This is a genomic window from Actinacidiphila guanduensis (assembly GCF_900103985.1).
In the GTDB taxonomy this organism is placed as follows: Bacteria; Actinomycetota; Actinomycetes; order Streptomycetales; family Streptomycetaceae; genus Actinacidiphila; species Actinacidiphila guanduensis.
In genome coordinates this window covers 282598-300655 of sequence record NZ_FNIE01000010.1, presented here as the reverse complement: position 1 = coordinate 300655, position 18058 = coordinate 282598, and the positions used below count along the sequence as shown (strand labels likewise).

Below are 18058 nucleotides of genomic sequence, written 5' to 3'. Positions count from 1 at the left end.
CCACCGAGGCATCACCGATGCGGCGCCCATGACCGGCCGGGTCCCCGTCCCGTGCGGGCTGCCGGAACGGCTCCGGCTGCCGGGCAGGAGTGGATGTCGTGGAGACTCCGGGATCGCAGTCGTCGCTGCACCGGGCCAACCTGGAGCGGGTCGTGCGCGCCGTGCGGCTCGCCGGCTCGCTCACCCAGGCGGAGATCGCGCGCACGACCGGCCTGTCGGCCGCGACGGTGTCCAACATCGTGCGCGAGCTGCGGGACAACGGCACGGTGCAGGTCACGCCGACCTCCTCCGGGGGTCGGCGGGCGCGCAGCGTGGCGCTGTCCGGTGACGCGGGGATCGTGGTCGGCGTCGACTTCGGCCACTCCCACCTGCGGGTCGCCGTCGGCAACCTGGCCCACCAGGTGCTCGCCGAGCAGTCCGAGCCGATCGACGTGGACGCCTCCGCGTCGGAGGGCTTCGACCGGGCCGAGCAGCTGGTGGCGCGGCTGGTGGAGTCCACTGGCATCGGCCGGGACAAGGTGCTCGGGGTGGGCCTGGGCGTGCCCGGGCCGATCGACATGGAGTCCGGCACGCTGGGCTCCACCGCCATCCTCCCCGGCTGGAGCGGGATCAACCCCCGCCAGGAGCTGACCGACCGGCTCGGCGTCCCGGTCCAGGTGGACAACGACGCGAACCTCGGCGCGCTCGGCGAGCTGGTCTGGGGCAGCGGCCGCGGGGTGCGCGACCTCGCCTACATCAAGGTGGCCAGCGGCGTCGGCGCGGGGCTCGTGGTGGACGGCCGGATCTACCGCGGCCCGGGCGGCACCGCCGGCGAGATCGGCCACATCACGCTCGACGAGTCCGGGCCGGTCTGCCGCTGCGGCAACCGCGGCTGCCTGGAGACCTTCACCGCCGCCCGCTACGTGCTGGAGCTGCTGCGCGGCAGCCACGGCGACCAGCTGACCGTACCGCGCATGGTGCAGCTCGGCCGCGAGGGCGACCCGGGCTGCCGGCGGGTGATCGGCGACGTCGGGCGGCACATCGGGATGGGGGTGGCGAGCCTGTGCAACCTGCTCAACCCGAGCCGGGTGGTGCTCGGCGGGGACCTGGCCGAGGCCGGTGAGCTGGTGCTCGGCCCGATCCGTGAGTCGGTCTCGCGCTATGCCATCCCCAGCGCCGCCCAGCGGCTGTCGGTGATGCCCGGCGCGCTGGGCCCGCGGGCCGAGGTGCTGGGGGCACTGGCCCTGGTGCTGAGCGAGATGGGAGACTCCACCCTGCTGGACGGGAACGCCGGCGTGGACACTCCGGCATTCTCGGCATAACGGAGCGTTCACACTGCTAACGAAACGCGCCGTTGCCATCTCGTTAAGTGTTTACTTCTTGACGACACGTGTCAGCCGGAGTTGACTCACGAGCACCTCGGCCGCGGTGTTGCGGCCCTGTCAGGGAGGCAACCTCAATGAACGCAATGACGCGTCGGATCGTGATCGGCACTGCAGCGGTGTCGATGGCGCTCACCATGGCCGCGTGTGGCAAGGCGGGCGGCAGCAGCTCCAGCAAGGACAACAAGTCCATCGGCATCCTCCTGCCGGACACGGTGACCAACCGGTACAACCAGTTCGACAAGCCGCTCATGGAGCAGAAGATCAAGGAGCTGTGCTCCGACTGCCAGATCAACTACGACAACGCCGCCGGTGACCCCTCCAAGCAGGCGCAGCAGGTCAACACCATGATCACCAAGGGTGTCAAGGTGCTCATCCTCGACCCCGAGGACTCGGTCGGCATCCAGTCCTCCGTCGAGGCCGCGGTCAAGAAGGGCATCAAGGTCATCGCGTACGACCGCCTCGCCCAGGGCCCGGTCTCCGCGTACGTCTCGTACGACAACGAGAAGATCGGCGAGCTGCAGGGCCAGGCGCTGCTGAACGCGATGGGCCCCAAGGCCACCCCGTCCAGCAAGATCGTCATGATCGACGGTGACCCGGGCGACCCGAACGCCGCGCAGTTCAAGGCCGGTGCCCACAAGGTCCTGGACGGCAAGGTGAACATCGCCTACGAGCAGTCCGGTCTGTGGAAGGACACCGAGGCGAACAAGAAGATGTCCGCCGCCATCACCTCGATCGGCGCGAAGAACATCGCGGGCGTCTACTCCGCCAATGACACCATGGCCGGCGGTATCGCCACCGCCCTCAAGGGCGCCGGCATCAACCCGCCGCTGACCGGCCAGGACGCCGAGCTGACCGGCCTGCAGCGGATCCTGGTGGGCACCCAGACCTCCACGATCTACAAGCCGTACAAGCCGGAGGCCGACGCCACCGCCGAGATCGCGGTCGACATGCTCGAGGGCAAGGACTGGAAGTCCATCACGGACACCACCTCCAAGAGCGGCTCCGGCCAGGATGTCCCGGCCCACCTGATCACCGCCACGTCCGTCACGAAGGCCAACATCAACGCCACCGTGGTCAAGGACGGCCTGTACAAGATCTCGGACCTGTGCTCCGCGCAGTTCGTGGCCGCGTGCAAGGCAGCCGGCATCACCGTCGGCTGACCCGCGCTCCGATCCACCGGCCGGTGACGGCCCCTCAAAGGGCCGCCCGCGGCCGTCGCCTCCCACAAGCCTGTCCGGCGTCCCGCCCCACCATCACCACCCCGCTGCCGGGGCGGGGCGCCGGGCAGAGGCGAGCGGGAGGAACCGGATCGGCCAAGGGGAACGGGGAATCAACCCCCTTCCCCGTTCCGTTCTGTCCGGCGGTCCCCCAGGATCACGTACAGGTTCACATCACGTCAGTCCCGTGCTCGTGACGAGCACACCCTCCGCGGCCGGGTAGCACCCCGGACCGCGGCATCCCCGCCGGTCAGGCGGCGAAGGAGATGGTTCACGTGTCCGCTACGCCCGTGCTGGCGTTGCGCGGAGTCTCCAAGCGATTCGGTGCGGTCCAGGCCCTCACCGATGTCGAGTTGGAGGTCCATGCCGGAGAGGTGGTCGCCCTGGTCGGCGACAACGGCGCCGGCAAGTCCACCCTGGTCAAGACGATCGCCGGGGTCCACCCGATCGACGAGGGCAGCATCGAGTGGGAGGGCAGGGAGGTCAGCATCAACCGCCCGCAGGACGCCCAGCACCTCGGTGTCGCCACCGTCTACCAGGACCTGGCGCTCTGCGACAACCTCGATGTCGTCGGCAACCTGTTCCTCGGCCGCGAGCTGCTGCGTTTCGGCAGCCTCGACGAGGTCGCGATGGAGCAGCGCTCCCGCGAGCTGCTCGACACCCTCTCGATCCGCATTCCCAGCGTCCGCATCCCGATCGCGAGCCTCTCCGGCGGCCAGCGCCAGGTGGTCGCCATCGCGCGCGCCCTCATCGGCGAGCCGAAGGTGGTCATCCTCGACGAGCCCACCGCGGCCCTCGGCGTCGAGCAGACCGCGCAGGTCCTCGACCTGGTCGAGCGGCTGCGCGAGCGCGGCCTCGGGGTCATCCTGATCAGCCACAACATGGCCGATGTGATGGCCGTCGCGGACAACGTGCACGTGCTGCGGCTGGGCCGCAACAACGGCACGTTCGAGGTGAAGACCACCACGAACGAAGAGATCATCGCGGCAATCACCGGTGCCACGGACAACGCCGTGACCCGTCGGCGCGCGCGCAACCCGGAGGCGGCGAAGTGAGCAGCGACAAGACCACGGTCGACACGACCAAGGCAGGCACGGCGGTGGACGCACCGCCCGCCGCCATCCCCGTGGTGGACCCGCGGCTGCTCGTGCGCGAGCAGGGATTCCGCGGCTACTGGACGGAGTTCGTCCGCCGGGTCAAGGGCGGCGAGCTGGGCTCGATGCCCGTCATCGGCGCCCTGATCATCATCTTCATCGTGTTCCAGGTCGCCAACGACCGGTTCCTGAGCGCGAACAACATCAGCAACGTCGGCTACTACCTGGCCGGCACCGGGATGCTCTCCATCGGCCTGGTGTTCGTGCTGCTGCTCGGTGAGATCGACCTGTCAGTGGCCTCGGTCAGCGGTCTGGCCTCGGCCATCTTCGCGGTGTTCACCACCACCCACGGCATGAACATGTGGCTGGCGGTCCTGCTGACCGTACTGATCGGTGTGGTGATCGGCGCCTTCCACGGGTTCTTCCTCGCGAAGGTCGGCGTGCCGGCGTTCGTCGTCACCCTGGCCGGCTTCCTCGGCTGGAACGGCCTGATGCTGTGGCTGCTGCGCAAGACCGGCAGCCTCTCGATCGCCGACAAGGGCCCGATCCACCTGGTGGACCAGACGTCCTTCTTCATGGGCTCCGACATCGCCGGCGCCTACATCCTGGCCACCGTCGGCGTCGCCGTGCTGCTGATCGGCTCCCTGGTCGACCAGGCCCGGCGCCGCAAGGCCGGCGTGCCGTTCCGGCCGACCAGCGAGATCATCCTGCGCACGGTGCTGCTGGCGATCGTCTCCTACGCGATCGCGGCCCTGCTGAACAACGCCAACGGCGTGCCCAACGCCCTGGTGCTGTTCCTGGTCGTCCTGGTCATCGGCGACTTCGTGGTGCGCCGCACCACCTTCGGCCGCAAGGTGTTCGCGCTCGGTGGCAGCCTCGAGGCCTCCCGCCGTGCCGGTATCAGCGTGCCGGCCATCCAGATGGCCGTCTTCGCCATCGCCGGCGGCTTCGCGGCCCTGGGCGGCCTGTTCATCGCCGGCCAGACCCAGACCGCCAACAGCCAGGCGGGCAGCGGCAACCTGCTGATGCTGGCGATCGCCGCCGCGGTCATCGGCGGCACCAGCCTCTTCGGCGGTCGCGGCAGCATCTGGTCGGCCCTCATCGGTGGCCTGGTCATCCAGTCCATCCAGACCGGTCTCGACCTGCTCAACATGGACACCTCGATCCAGTACATGATCACCGGCGCGGTCCTGCTGGCCGCGGTGATCATCGACTCGGTGTCCCGCCGCACACAGCGGACCTCCGGCCGGGCCTGACCCCGGGTGGCGCGGCCGGCCCACGGGCCGGCCGCGCCGTAAAGCCTCCGGTCACGGCCCCGTCTCGCGGCACGCCCGCCAGGCGCCCCCGAACCTTACGGGTGCGCGCCTGGCGGGCGTGCCGCATTTCGGGGTGTTAGCCGGGGTTCCGCCGTGTTCGGCTGTGTTCAGCCGTGTTCGGTCGTTTCCGTCGGGTTCAGCTGAGTTCAGGGGGCCCTGCCGTGCCGCCGCGGAGGGGAACACTAGACTCGCTGGGGCCCGTCAGGCCGCGCCGCGCGCGGACGACCGGGCCCCGCCCCACGGGAAAGGCACGGGGGGCGGTACGAGAGCGGCGCCGGCACAGCTCAGGCACAGCACGGCAAGAACCAGGAAGAGGAGGCACGGGTGGCAGCGCTGACCCGTATCAACGGACCCCGCGACCTGGACCGGCTCGGCCCGCAGCAACTGGTGGAACTCGCCGCCGAGATCCGCGCGTTCCTCGTGGACGCGGTCTCCAAGACCGGCGGGCACCTGGGGCCGAACCTGGGCGTGGTGGAGCTGACGATCGCGCTGCACCGGGTGTTCCACTCGCCGGCCGACCGCATCCTGTGGGACACCGGCCACCAGTCCTACGTGCACAAGCTGCTCACCGGCCGTCAGGACTTCGCGAAGCTGAAGAGCACCGGCGGCCTGTCCGGCTACCCCTCGCGGGCGGAGTCCGAGCACGACGTCATCGAGAACAGCCACGCCTCCACCGTGCTCGGCTGGGCCGACGGCCTGGCCAAGGCCAACCAGCTGCGCGGCCGCGGCGACCACGTGGTGGCCGTCATCGGCGACGGCGCCCTGACCGGCGGCATGGCCTGGGAGGCGCTGAACAACATCGCGGCCGCCAAGGACCGCCCGCTGGTCATCGTGGTCAACGACAACGAGTGGTCGTACTCGCCGACGATCGGCGGCCTCGCCAACCACCTGGCCACCCTGCGCACCACCGACGGCTACGAGCAGTTCCTCGCCCGCACCCGCGAGGTCCTGGAGCGCACCCCGCTGATCGGCCGCCCGCTCTACGAGACGCTGCACGGCGCCAAGAAGGGCCTGAAGGACTTCATCACCCCGCAGGGGATGTTCGAGGACCTGGGACTGAAGTACGTCGGCCCGATCGACGGCCACGACATCGAGGCCGTGGAGTCCGCCCTGCAGCGCGCCAAGCGCTTCAATGGCCCGGTGATCGTGCACTGCATCACCGAGAAGGGCCGCGGCTACAGCCCCGCCGAGCAGGACGAGATCGACCGTTTCCACGGCATCGCGCCCATCCACCCCGACACCGGCCTGCCGCTGTCGGCCGGCGGTCCCGACTGGACCTCCGTCTTCGGCGACGAGATGCTGCAACTGGGCCGCGAGCGCGAGGACATCGTCGCCATCACCGCCGCCATGCTGCACCCGGTGGGCCTGACGAAGTTCGCCAAGGCGTTCCCGGAGCGCGTGTACGACGTCGGCATCGCCGAGCAGCACGCCGCCGTCTCCGCCGCGGGCCTGGCCACCGGCGGGCTGCACCCGGTCGTCGCCGTCTACGCCACCTTCCTCAACCGGGCCTTCGACCAGGTGCTGATGGACGTCGCCCTGCACAAGTGCGGTGTCACCTTCGTCCTGGACCGGGCCGGCGTCACCGGCAGCGACGGCGCCTCGCACAACGGCATGTGGGACATGTCGATCCTCCAGGTCGTCCCCGGCATCCGGATCGCCGCCCCGCGCGACGCCGACCAGGTGCGCGCGCAGCTACGCGAGGCCGTCGCGGTGGACGACGCCCCCACCGTGGTGCGCTACTCCAAGGGCGCGGTGGGCCCCGCGGTGCCCGCGGTCGGCCGGATCGGCGGCATGGACGTGCTGCGGGCCCCCGAGGGCGCCCCGGAGCGGCCCGACGTGCTGCTGGTCTCGGTGGGCGCGCTGGCCCCGATGTGCCTGGAGATCGCCGCCCTGCTCGACGCCCAGGGCATCACCTCCACCGTGGTGGACCCGCGCTGGGTGACCCCGGTGGACCCGGAGCTGCCGCCGCTGGCGGCCCGGCACCGCGTCGTCGTCACCGTGGAGGACAACGGGCGGGTCGGCGGCGTGGGCGCCACCGTCGCGCAGGCGCTGCGCGACGCCGAGGTGGACGTCCCCCTGCGCGACTTCGGCATTCCGCAGCAGTTCCTCGCGCACGGCTCCCGGAAGGACGTGATGGCCGCGATCGGCCTGACCGCCCCCGACATCGCCCGCCAGGTCACCGGTGTCGTCGCGGTCCTCGGCGGCCGCTTCGCCGACGAGGCCGAGGGCGTCAGCCAGGAGTAGCGCCGTCGCGGGCCACGGCAGCCGCAGGCAGCGCCCGCGCGGTCGCCGGGCGTACCCGGGCCCGCGGGCCCCGCGGCAAGGCGCACACGCGGCAGGGGCCGGGCGGTTCACCCCCAGGGGTGGACCGCCCGGCCCTTCGGCGTACGCATGGGCGCGCCTTTCCGGGTGAGGCGAGACCCCGGAGTGGAGTAACCAGGGCCGTCCGGACCGCCCGGCGGCGCTGCCACCAGGAGGTGCGGGCGTTGGACACCGACATGCGCGAGAGCCCGAAGGCCACCCCACGGGGGGTGTTCAGGACCAAGTCGATCGAGCAGTCCGTCGCCGACACCGAGGACCCCGAGCACGGCCTGCGCAAGTCGCTGTCCGCCCTGGACCTGGTGGTCTACGGGGTCGGCGTGATCGTCGGCACCGGCATCTTCGTGGTCACCGGGTCGGTCGCCAAGCAGTACGCCGGGCCCGCCACCGCCCTGGCCTTCGTCGCCTCGGCCGTCGTCTGCGGCCTGGCCGCGCTGTGCTACGCCGAGTTCGCCTCCACCGTGCCGGTGGCCGGCTCCGCCTACACCTTCGGCTACGCCTCCATCGGCGAGCTGCCCGCCTGGATCATCGGCTGGGACCTGATCCTGGAGCTGGCGCTGGGCGCCGGCGTGGTCTCCGGCGGCTGGTCCGGGTACGTGGCCAACCTGATGGGGAACGCCGGGATCGGCGTGCCGGACGCGCTCAGCCACAAGAGCGGCAGGTTCGGCTTCGACATCCTGGCGGCAGGGCTCGTGCTGGTGCTCACCGGCATCGTGATGGCCGGCATGAAGCTGTCGGCGCGGGTGACCGGCGTGGTCGTGGCGGTCAAGGTCACCGTCGTCCTCGTGGTCATCTTCGCCGGCCTGTTCTTCATCACCGGCAGCAACTACCACCCGTTCCTGCCGCCCTCCCGGCCGAACACCGGCAGCGGCTCCGACCTGCACGCGCCCCTGGTGCAGATCATGTTCGGCTTCACGCCCTCGTCCTTCGGCGTGATGGGCATCTTCTCGGCGGCCGCGGTGGTCTTCTTCGCCTTCATCGGCTTCGACATCGTGGCCACCGCCGCCGAGGAGACCCGCAACCCGCAGCGGGACCTGCCGCGCGGCATCTTCGGCTCCCTCGCGGTCTGCACGGCCCTGTACGTGGCCGTCTCGCTCGTCGTGACCGGCATGCAGAAGTACAGCCGGCTGGACACCGACGCGCCCCTGGCGACCGCCTTCAAGTCCGTCGGGGCGCCCTTCTGGTCCGGGCTGATCAGCTTCGGCGCGGCCGTGGGCCTGACCTCCGTGGTGATGATCCTGCTGCTCGGCCAGACCCGGGTGTTCTTCGCGATGAGCCGCGACGGGCTGCTGCCGCGCGCCTTCTCCAAGGTGCACCCGAAGTTCGGCACCCCCTACCGCACCACACTGCTGCTGGGCGGGGTGGTGGCGCTGATCGCCGGCTTCTTCAGCGTGGGGGAGCTGGAGGAGATGGTGAACATCGGCACGCTGTTCGCCTTCGTCGTCGTGGCGATCGGCGTGATCGTGCTCCGGCACACCCGCCCCGACCTGCACCGCGCGTTCCGGGCGCCCTGGGTGCCGGTGCTGCCCGTGCTGTCGGTGTGCGCCTCGCTGTGGCTGATGATCAACCTCAGTGTGGAGACCTGGCTGCGGTTCGCCGGGTGGATGGCGGTCGGCTTCGCGGTCTACTTCGGCTACGGCCGCAGCCACAGCCTGCTGGCCCGCGGCGGCGGCGCGCAGGACGGCTCCGCGCCGTCCCGGCCCCGTTTTCCGGGGCGGGCGTGACCGGTGGTAGAAATGCGCGAGAGCTGGTGCGGGACGATCGAGGTGGCATAGTCATGGCGGAGTCCAAGGGACCCGACAACCCCGGCGGCACTGCGTTGCCGGGGCAGAAGAAGCGCAAGGGCATAGTGGCCAGGCTGCGGCCCTACGCGGTCGGCGCGATGACCCTGGTCGTGGTCTTCGGCGGCTCGGCGCTCATCGGCGCCCATGTGCGCTCCAACAAGGACAAGAAGGTCAGCGCCCCCACCGGCGCCGTCGGCGCCGCCGTGGTGCCCACCGGCCCGGAGGACACCGCCTCGCCCAGCCCGACCGCCTCCTCCGGGCCGAACCTCCAGGTCGCGGTGAAGCCCTCGGTCCCGGTCACCATCACCGTCTTCGAGGACCTGCGCAGCCCCGACTCCAAGGCGTTCGCCGACGAGTACGCGGACACCTTCCGCCAGCTGCTGACGACCGGTCAGGTGCAGTTGCACTACCAGCTGGTGACCGCGAGCGACAGGACGTACGGCGGCAGCGCCTCGGAGTACGCGGCCAACGCGGCCGCCTGCGCCCAGGACCAGAGCCGCTTCACCCAGTTCGTGCAGGAGATCTGGGACCACCAGCCGGACCCGAAGAGCGACGCCCTGGCCGGCGAGAAGCTGATCAAGCACTTCGCCGTCAAGGCGGGCAAGATCAAGATGGCCAACTTCGAGCCGTGCATCGAGCAGGGCGACCACATCGGCTGGGTGCGCAAGGCCCAGGCGAGCTACAAGGCCGCGGGGCTCGACGGTGTGCCGGCGGTGGAGGTCAACGGCAAGGTCGTCAAGGACGTGCGCACCTCGCTCACCCCGGCCAAGCTGCGCACGATGGTCCAGAAGGAGGCCAAGCGCGTGATCGCGATCCAGGCCACCCCGACCGCGTCGCCGACGCTGAGCTGAGCAACTACGGCCTCCCGCACGGGGGTCCGGGGAACAGCGGTGAAGGGGCCCGGCAGTCCGCCGGGCCCCTTCACCGTTTTCGCTGTTTCGCCCTGTGCCGCGTTCCGGCCGGTCCCGTCAGGCGGGCACGCTCGCCACGCCGGGCGCGAGGAACGGCTTGCCGTTCACCCGGGCCGAGACGCCCTCGCGGTCCAGGTACGGGGTGATGCCGCCGAGGTGGAACGGCCAGCCGGCACCGGTGATCAGGCACAGGTCGATGTCCTGCGCCTCGGCCACCACGTGCTCGTCCAGCATCAGGCCGATCTCCTGCGCCACCGCGTCCAGCACCCGCTCGCGGACCTGCTCCTCGGTGAGCACCTTGTCGCCCTGCTTGAGCAGCGCGGCGACCTCCGGGTCCAGCTGCGGCGTCCCGGAGTCGTAGACGAAGAAGCCGCGCTTGCCGGCCTTGACGACCGCCGCGAGGTTCTCCGAGACGGTGAAGCGGTCCGGGAAGGCGTCGTGCAGCGTCTGCGAGACGTGCAGGCCGATCGCGGGGCCGACCAGCTCCAGCAGGACCAGCGGCGACATCGGCAGGCCCAGCGGCTCGACCGCCTTCTCCGCCACGGCGATCGGCGTGCCTTCGTCGATGACGTTCTGGATCTCGCCCATGAACCGGGTCAGGATGCGGTTGACCACGAACGCGGGGGCGTCCTTGACCAGCACCGCGGTCTTCTTCAGCTTCTTGGCGACCGCGAACGCCGTGGCGAGCGAGGCGTCGTCGGTGGCCGAGCCGCGGACGATCTCCAGCAGCGGCAGCACCGCGACCGGGTTGAAGAAGTGGAAGCCGACCACCCGCTCGGGGTGCTCCAGGCGCGCGGCCATCTCCGAGACCGACAGCGAGGAGGTGTTGGTGGCCAGGATCGCGTCCGGCCGCACCACCGCCTCCAGTTCGGCGAAGACCTTCTGCTTGACGCCCAGTTCCTCGAAGACCGCCTCGATCACGAAGTCCGCGTCGCCGAACGCGGCCGCCTTGTCCAGGTGGCCGGTGACCAGGGCCTTGAGCCGGTTCGCCTTGTCCTGGCCGATGCGGCCCTTGGCGAGCAGCTTGTCGACCTCGGTGTGGACGTAGCCGACGCCCTTGTCGATGCGCTCCTGGTCGATGTCGGTGAGCACCACCGGCACCTCCAGGCGGCGGGCGAACAGCAGCGCCAGCTGCGAGGCCATCAGCCCCGCGCCCACCACGCCGACCTTGGTCACCGGGCGGGCCAGCGCCTTGTCGGGCGCGCCGGCCGGGCGCTTGCCGCGCTTCTGCACCAGGTTGAAGGCGTAGATGCCGGCTCGCAGCTCGCCGCCCATGATGAGGTCGGCCAGCGCGGTGTCCTCGGCGGCGAAGCCCCGGCGCAGGTCGCCGTTCTTCGCCTCGGCGATGATGTCCAGCGCCCGGTAGGCGGCCGGGGCCGCCCCGTGCACCTTGCTGTCGGCGACCGCGCGGCCCCACTCGACGGCCTGGTCCCACGCCTCGCCCCGGTCGATCTCCGGGCGGATCACCTCGATCTCGCCCTTGAGCACCGAGGCCGTCCAGGCGAGCGACTGCTCCAGGAAGTCCGCGGCCTCGAACAGCGCGTCGGCGATGCCGAGTTCATGCACCTGCGCGCCCTTGAGCTGGCGGTTCTGGTTGAGCGAGTTCTCCACGATGACGGTGACCGCGTGGCCGGCGCCGATCAGGTTCGGCAGCAGCGTGCAGCCGCCCCACCCGGGCACCAGGCCGAGGAAGACCTCGGGCAGCGAGAACGCCGCGATCGAGGCGGAGACGGTGCGGTAGGTGCAATGCAGGCCGATCTCGACGCCGCCGCCCATGGCCGCGCCGTTGTAGTACGCGAAGGTCGGCACGGCCAGTTGCTGCAGCCGCTTGAACACCTCGTGGCCGCCGCGGCCGATGGCCAGCGCGTCCTCGTGGCGGGCCAGCAGCTCGACGCCCTTGAGGTCGGCGCCCACCGCGAAGATGAACGGCTTGCCGGTGATGCCCACGCCGACGATCTCGCCGTCGGCGGCCTCCTTCTCGACCTGGTCGATCGCCTCGTTGAGGTTCGCCAGCGACTGCGGGCCGAAGGTGGTCGGCTTGGTGTGGTCGAAGCCGTTGTCCAGGGTGATGAGCGCGAAGCGGCCGGCGCCGGGCAGCTCCAGGTGGCGCACCTGGGCCTGGGTGACGACCTCGCCGGGGAAGAGCTCGGCGGCGTGCCGCAGCAGCTCGGTGGTCTCGCTCACTTGCCGCTCCCGTCGAAGTTCGGGTTCTCCCAGATGACCGTGCCGCCCATGCCGAAGCCGACGCACATGGTGGTGATGCCGTAGCGCACGTCCGGCTGGTCCTCGAACTGCCGGGCCAGCTGCGTCATCAGCCGCACGCCGGAGGAGGCCAGCGGGTGGCCGAAGGCGATGGCGCCGCCGTACTGGTTGACCCGCGGGTCGTCGTCGGCGATGCCGTAGTGGTCGAGCAGCGACAGGACCTGGACGGCGAACGCCTCGTTGACCTCGATCAGGCCGATGTCGTCGATCGTCAGGCCGGCCCGGGCGAGCGCCTTCTCGGTGGCCGGGATCGGGCCGATGCCCATCACCTCGGGCTCCACACCGGCGAAGGCGTAGGAGACCAGCCGCATCTTCACCGGCAGGCCCAGCTCACGGGCGGTGTCCTCGGCGGCGATCAGGGAGGCGGTGGCGCCGTCGTTGAGACCGGCGGCGTTGCCCGCGGTCACCCGGCCGTGCGGGCGGAAGGGGGTCTTCAGCCCGGCCAGCTGCTCCAGGGTGGTGCCCGGGCGCATCGGCTCGTCGGCGGTGGCCAGGCCCCAGCCGGTCTCCCCGCCCTCGGGGGAGGTGCGGCGGATCGCGACGGGCACCAGGTCCTGCTGGATCTTGCCGTTCGCGTACGCCTTGGCGGCCTTCTCCTGGCTGCGCACCGCGTACTCGTCGGCGCGCGCCTTGGTCAGCTGCGGGAAGCGGTCGTGCAGGTTCTCCGCGGTCATGCCCATGAACATCGCGGACTCGTCCACGAGCTTCTCCGAGACGAACCGCGGGTTGGGGTCCACGCCCTCGCCCATCGGGTGCCGGCCCATGTGCTCCACACCGCCGGCCAGCGCCACGTCGTAGGCGCCGAAGGCGATGCCGCCCGCGGTGGTGGTCACCGCGGTCATCGCGCCGGCGCACATGCGGTCGATCGAGTAGCCGGGCACGGTCGTGGGCAGCCCGGACAGGATCGCCGCCGTGCGGCCGAGGGTCAGGCCCTGGTCGCCGATCTGGGTGGTGGCCGCCACGGCCACCTCGTCGATCCGGGCGGGGTCCAGGCCGGGGTTGCGGCGCAGCAGCTCCCGGATGCACTTGATCACCAGGTCGTCCGCGCGGGTCTCGTGGTAGATGCCCTTCGGGCCGGCCTTGCCGAACGGTGTGCGGACGCCGTCGACGAAGACGACGTCCCTCGCGGTACGAGGCATGGCGCTCCCCTTTATGTACGTGTACGTGGACCGGTGGTGTCGCTTCCACGGTCATGCTACTCGCGGGTAACCGATGTGCACACCTCCGTCCGGTGAAGCGGCGGAGGTCACATCGCGGGCCCGCGGGTCCCAAGTTACCCGCGGTTACTCCGAGGTGGCGGGGCGGGCCCGCAGCGCGGTCGTCATCAGCGGCGCGACCAGCGCGACCTGCCAGGGGCGCGCCCCCAGCGAGGTCAGGGTGGAGGCCACCACCTCCGGGTTCGGGTCGGTGGGCGGCGCCCAGCAGATCCGGCGCACCGTGTCCGGCGTGATCAGGTTCTCCTGCGGCAGGTTCAGCTCCTCGGCGAGCGCCGAGACCGCCGCGCGGGCCGCCGACAGCCGGGCCGCGGCCGCCGGGTCCTTGTCCGCCCATGCGCGCGGCGGGGGCGGGCCGGTGTACGCGGCCGCCGGCTGCGGCAGCTCCCGCTCGGGCAGCGCCCGGGCCCGGTCGATCGCCGCCTGCCACAGCTCCAGCTGGCGGCGCCCCATCCGGTGGCCGAAGCCGGGCAGCGCGGCGAGCGCGTGCACGTTCGGCGGCGACTCCAGGGCGGCGGTGACGATCGCCGCGTCGGTGAGCACCCGGCCCGGCGAGACGTCCCGCTCCCGGGCCGCCTGGTCCCGGGCCAGCCACAGCTCGCGCACGATGCCGATCTGCCGGCGCCGCCGCACCTTGTGCAGGCCCGATGTGCGCCGCCAGGGGTCCACCCGGGGCGCCGGCGGCGGGGCGGCCGCGATCGCGGCGAACTCCTGCAGCGCCCACTCCAGCTTGCCCTGCTCGCGCAGCTCCGCCTCCAGGGCGTCGCGCAGGTCCACCAGCAGCTCGACGTCCAGGGCCGCGTAGCGCAGCCAGGGCTCGGGCAGCGGGCGGGTGGACCAGTCCACGGCGGAGTGGCCCTTCTCCAGGACGAAGCCGAGGACGTTCTCCACCATCGCGCCCAGGCCCACCCGGGCGAAGCCGGCCAGCCGTCCGGCCAGCTCGGTGTCGAAGAGCGACGTGGGGCGCATGCCCAGCTCGAACAGACAGGGCAGGTCCTGGGTGGCCGCGTGCAGCACCCACTCGGTGTCCGCCAGCGCCTCTCCGAGGGCGGACAGGTCCGGGCACGCGATCGGGTCGATGAGCGCGGTCCCCGCCCCGGCCCGGCGCAGCTGGACCAGATAGGCCCGCTGGCCGTACCGGTAGCCGGAGGCGCGCTCGGCATCGACGGCGACCGGTCCGCTCCCTGCGGCGAAGGCGGCCACGACGTCCGCGAGAGCCTGCGGGCCGGCGGTCACCGGCGGGATTCCCTCGCGCGGGTCCAGCAGCGGGACCGGCGCCGATGGTGCGGGGGTTGCGGTCTCTCTGGCGTCGGTCACCTGTCAAGGGTAGCCGTGCGGAGCCGCTCCGGTGGGTCCGTGTGACCATGCTGTGAAGATCCAACCGCGCGGCGGCGGGTCCGCCGGGTGCCGCACCGCCTGCCGCGCCATCCGTCGTACGACCCGCCGCGCCGTTCGTCGTCCTGCCTGTCGTGCTGCTCGAGCGCAGCCTGTACTACGTGCCTGGGTGCCGCTCGTCGCAGCGCCTGCCGTGCCGCCCGCCGCCGGAACGTTCCGCCGGCGGGCCGGGAGGGGGCGAGCGGTCAGTGGATGATGCCGGTGCGCAGCGCCACCGCGACCATCCCGGCGCGGTCCCCGGTGCCCAGCTTGCGGGCGATCCGGGCCAGGTGGGACTTCACGGTGAGGGCGGACAGGCCCATCGAGACGCCGATCGCCTTGTTCGACTGGCCCTCCGCGACCAGCCGCAGCACCTCGACCTCGCGGCCCGACAGCTCCCGGTAGCCGCCCGGGTGGCCGGGCACGCCCGGCGGGCGGCGCTGCAGGCGGGCCGCGGTGGCGCCGAGCGGGGCGAGCCCGGGGCGGCCGGCCAGCGCGCCCGCGGTGTTGCGGGTGCCGGTGACGACGTAGCCCTTGACACCGCCGGCCAGCGCGTTGCGCACCGCGCCGATGTCGTCGGCGGCGGACAGCGCCAGGCCGTTCGGCCAGCCGGCCGCGCGGGTCTCGGCGAGCAGTGTCAGGCCGGACCCGTCGGGCAGGTGGACGTCGGCCACGCAGATGTCGCGGGGGTTGCCGACCCGGGGCCGGGCCTCGGCGATGGAGGACGCCTCGATCACGTCCCGGACTCCGAGCGCCCACAGGTGTCGGGTGACAGTGGAGCGGACGCGCGGGTCGGCGACGACGACCATGGCCGTCGGCTTGCTGGGACGGTAGGCGACCAGGCTCGTGGGCTGCTCGAGAAGAACGGACACCGGGCCTCCTGTGGCAAAGGGGAGTGAAACGGTCACAGTGTCCTTCGGCAGCATGAGCTCCCGGCTTTAGGGAAAGATCACGATTTGTTGCGAACCAATTCCGGCACATCGGGCAGTGGTGTCCGGCAGGGTGCGCCTCGATGGGTGCACGGGGGCGTACGGGGGCTCGCGCAGGTGCCCGGGGGAGCGCCCCCGGGGGCGCGGAGAGCGCGGCGAGGCCCGGGGACGCGGCCGTGTGGCGGCGGCGTGGGGGCCTCGTACGGGTGTGGTGGAGGGTCGCGCGGACTGTTGGCGGGCAGTGCCGGAGCAAGTGCCGGGGCAGGTATCGGTGCCTGGCCCTGCCGGGCCGGCGATCGGTCAGCTGCGGCGCTTGGGGAGGGGCAGGACGCCGGTGATGCCGCGGGCACCCGGCTCGGGTCCCTCGGACGGCGGCAGGCCCGCGCACGCGCAGAGCAGGTCGCAGAAGGCCGCCAGGTGCGCGGCGGTGTCCGGGCCCGCGCCGCCGGGCCGCTCGCTCGGCGTCCAGGACGCCCGGATCTCGATCTGCGTGTCGTCCCGGCGGTCGGCCAGGGCGCCGAAGTGGTGCGAGGACGCCCGGGAGACGGTGCCGCTCGGGTCGTGGTACCCGGCGCCGTGCGCGGCCAGTGCGCCCGTCAGCCAGGACCAGCTCACCTCGGGCAGCAACGGGTCCCCGGCCATCTCCGGCTCCAGCTCCGCCCGGGTCAGGGTGACCACGCGGAACTCCCCGTGCCACGCGTCGTGGCCCTCGGGCTCGTGCAGCAGCACCAGCCGCCCGTCGGCCAGTTCCTCGCCGTCGGCGAGCACCGTGGCCTCCAGCGCGTACGCGTACGCGGCGAGCCGCCGCGGCGCCGCCGCCTCCTCGATGCGCACCTCGGCGCGCACCCGGGCGGCACGCAGGCCGTCCACCGCGCGCCGGAAGGAGAAGGGAGCCTCGTCGGCCGAGTGCTCGTGAACCGCTGCCATGCCCGGAAGAGTAGGCCGCCCCGGTGTGCTTGGCGCGCATCAACACCCGTGGCCGGCAGTAATTGGCGGCTTCCCGAGGGTGTTCGGCCGGGGCACCTCCCGTGCGTGCGGACGGCGGCCGCGGGCGTGGGAGGATTCGGGGTGTGAGTGCGCACCAGCAGACCGCTGCTTCCCCGTTCATCCGCGCCTGCCGGCGCGAGCCCGTGCCGCACACCCCGGTGTGGTTCATGCGCCAGGCCGGCCGGTCGCTCCCGGAGTACCTCAAGGTGCGCGAGGGCATCCCGATGCTGGAGTCCTGCACCCGGCCGGAACTCATCGCCGAGATCACGATGCAGCCGGTGCGGCGGCACGGGGTGGACGCCGCGATCTACTTCAGCGACATCGTGGTGCCGCTGAAGGCGATCGGCCTGGACCTGGACATCAAGCCGGGCGTCGGCCCCGTCGTGGCCGACCCGATCCGCACCCGCGCCGACCTCGACCGGCTGCGGCCGCTGGAGCCCGACGACGTCCCGTACGTCACCGAGGCGGTCGGGCTGCTCACCGGACAGCTGGGCGCGACCCCGCTGATCGGCTTCGCCGGGGCGCCCTTCACACTGGCGAGCTACCTCGTGGAGGGCGGCCCCTCGCGCAACCACGAGCGCACCAAGGCGATGATGTACGGCGAGCCCGAGCTGTGGCGCGACCTGCTGGACCGGCTCGCCGACATCACGATCACCTTCCTGAAGGTGCAGATCGAGGCGGGCGCGAGCGCCGTGCAGCTCTTCGACTCCTGGGTGGGCGCGCTCGCCCCCGCGGACTACCGCACCCATGTGATGCCGGCCTCCGCCAAGGTCTTCGACGCCGTCGCCGGCTACGGCGTGCCGCGGATCCACTTCGGGGTGGGCACCGGCGAACTGCTCGGCCTCATGGGCGAGGCCGGGGCGGACGTCGTGGGCGTCGACTGGCGGGTCCCCCTGGACGAGGCGGCCCGCCGGGTGGGCCCCGGCAAGGCACTCCAGGGCAACCTCGACCCCTCCGTCCTCTTCGCCCCCACCGCGGCGGTCGAGGCGAAGGCCGACGAGGTGCTGGCCGCTGCCGCGGCTTCCGGGACGGGGCACATCTTCAACCTCGGCCACGGCGTCCTCCCCACCACCGACCCCGACACCCTCACCCGCCTCGTCGACTACGTCCACGGCGCGTAGCTTTTTCCGCGGGGCGGCTTTTCGCCGTTGGGTTCCCCGCCGTTGCCGACTGCCGCGCTGTCCTGGCTGGTCGCGCAGTTCCTCCCCCGGAGCTTCGCCTGGGAGGTGCCCCCAGCGCCCCTATAACGCTTGCCCTTTGCGCGCAGGGCGAGGTTGTACGACCCAG

Annotated in this window: 13 protein-coding genes; 8 read left to right on the top strand and 5 right to left on the bottom strand. The window is 71.9% G+C overall.

Going from position 1 to position 18058, the window contains the following annotated elements; translation table 11 throughout:
* Positions 1 to 98: 98 nt before the first annotated feature.
* The 7 genes from BLR33_RS23080 to BLR33_RS23050 all read left to right on the top strand — a co-directional run bounded on the left by BLR33_RS23080 (position 99) and on the right by BLR33_RS23050 (position 9945).
* Positions 99 to 1301, top strand: a complete 1203-nt coding sequence (locus tag BLR33_RS23080) for an ROK family transcriptional regulator (protein WP_093786464.1) — start codon at positions 99 to 101, stop codon at positions 1299 to 1301.
* Positions 1302 to 1438: 137 nt separating this feature from the next.
* The gene (locus BLR33_RS23075) at positions 1439 to 2524 is read left to right on the top strand and encodes a sugar ABC transporter substrate-binding protein (protein WP_093786463.1); all 1086 of its coding nucleotides are present in this window, start codon (positions 1439 to 1441) and stop codon (positions 2522 to 2524) included.
* A gap of 323 nt (positions 2525 to 2847) precedes the next feature.
* A complete protein-coding gene (locus BLR33_RS23070; protein ID WP_093786462.1) occupies positions 2848 to 3636 on the top strand; it encodes an ATP-binding cassette domain-containing protein in 789 nt (262 codons plus the stop codon).
* Positions 3633 to 4931, top strand: coding sequence for a sugar ABC transporter permease (locus BLR33_RS23065; protein ID WP_093786461.1), 1299 nt, complete (start codon positions 3633 to 3635; stop codon positions 4929 to 4931). The genes BLR33_RS23070 and BLR33_RS23065 overlap by 4 nt, the downstream gene beginning before the upstream one ends.
* A gap of 384 nt (positions 4932 to 5315) precedes the next feature.
* The gene (dxs, locus tag BLR33_RS23060) at positions 5316 to 7235 is read left to right on the top strand and encodes a 1-deoxy-D-xylulose-5-phosphate synthase (RefSeq protein WP_093786460.1); all 1920 of its coding nucleotides are present in this window, start codon (positions 5316 to 5318) and stop codon (positions 7233 to 7235) included.
* A gap of 254 nt (positions 7236 to 7489) precedes the next feature.
* On the top strand, positions 7490 to 9034 hold the full coding sequence (locus tag BLR33_RS23055) for an amino acid permease (RefSeq protein ID WP_093786536.1): 1545 nt from the start codon (positions 7490 to 7492) through the stop codon (positions 9032 to 9034).
* Between the two features lie 53 nt (positions 9035 to 9087).
* A complete protein-coding gene (locus BLR33_RS23050) occupies positions 9088 to 9945 on the top strand; it encodes a DsbA family protein (protein ID WP_245771600.1) in 858 nt (285 codons plus the stop codon).
* 117 nt (positions 9946 to 10062) lie between these two features.
* On the opposite strand, the gene BLR33_RS23045 is transcribed toward BLR33_RS23050, so the two are convergent.
* The 5 genes from BLR33_RS23045 to BLR33_RS23025 all read right to left on the bottom strand — a co-directional run bounded on the left by BLR33_RS23045 (position 10063) and on the right by BLR33_RS23025 (position 16711).
* A complete protein-coding gene (locus BLR33_RS23045; RefSeq protein WP_093786459.1) occupies positions 10063 to 12189 on the bottom strand; it encodes a 3-hydroxyacyl-CoA dehydrogenase NAD-binding domain-containing protein in 2127 nt (708 codons plus the stop codon).
* Entirely contained in the window at positions 12186 to 13406 is a 1221-nt protein-coding gene (locus BLR33_RS23040; RefSeq protein WP_093786458.1) for a thiolase family protein, read from the bottom strand. Before BLR33_RS23040 ends, BLR33_RS23045 begins: the two co-directional genes overlap by 4 nt.
* 144 nt (positions 13407 to 13550) lie before the next feature.
* A complete protein-coding gene (locus BLR33_RS23035; protein WP_093786457.1) occupies positions 13551 to 14798 on the bottom strand; it encodes a ribonuclease D in 1248 nt (415 codons plus the stop codon).
* 263 nt (positions 14799 to 15061) lie between these two features.
* Positions 15062 to 15727: a response regulator transcription factor gene (locus tag BLR33_RS23030; protein WP_093786456.1), complete on the bottom strand. Its 666-nt coding sequence runs from the start codon at positions 15725 to 15727 to the stop codon at positions 15062 to 15064.
* Between the two features lie 357 nt (positions 15728 to 16084).
* Positions 16085 to 16711: a DUF3000 domain-containing protein gene (locus BLR33_RS23025; RefSeq protein ID WP_093786455.1), complete on the bottom strand. Its 627-nt coding sequence runs from the start codon at positions 16709 to 16711 to the stop codon at positions 16085 to 16087.
* 134 nt (positions 16712 to 16845) lie between these two features.
* Between BLR33_RS23025 and hemE the strand changes: the two genes are divergently transcribed.
* Complete coding sequence (hemE, locus tag BLR33_RS23020) at positions 16846 to 17892, top strand: uroporphyrinogen decarboxylase (protein WP_093786534.1); 1047 nt, start codon at positions 16846 to 16848, stop codon at positions 17890 to 17892.
* Positions 17893 to 18058 lie beyond the last annotated feature (166 nt).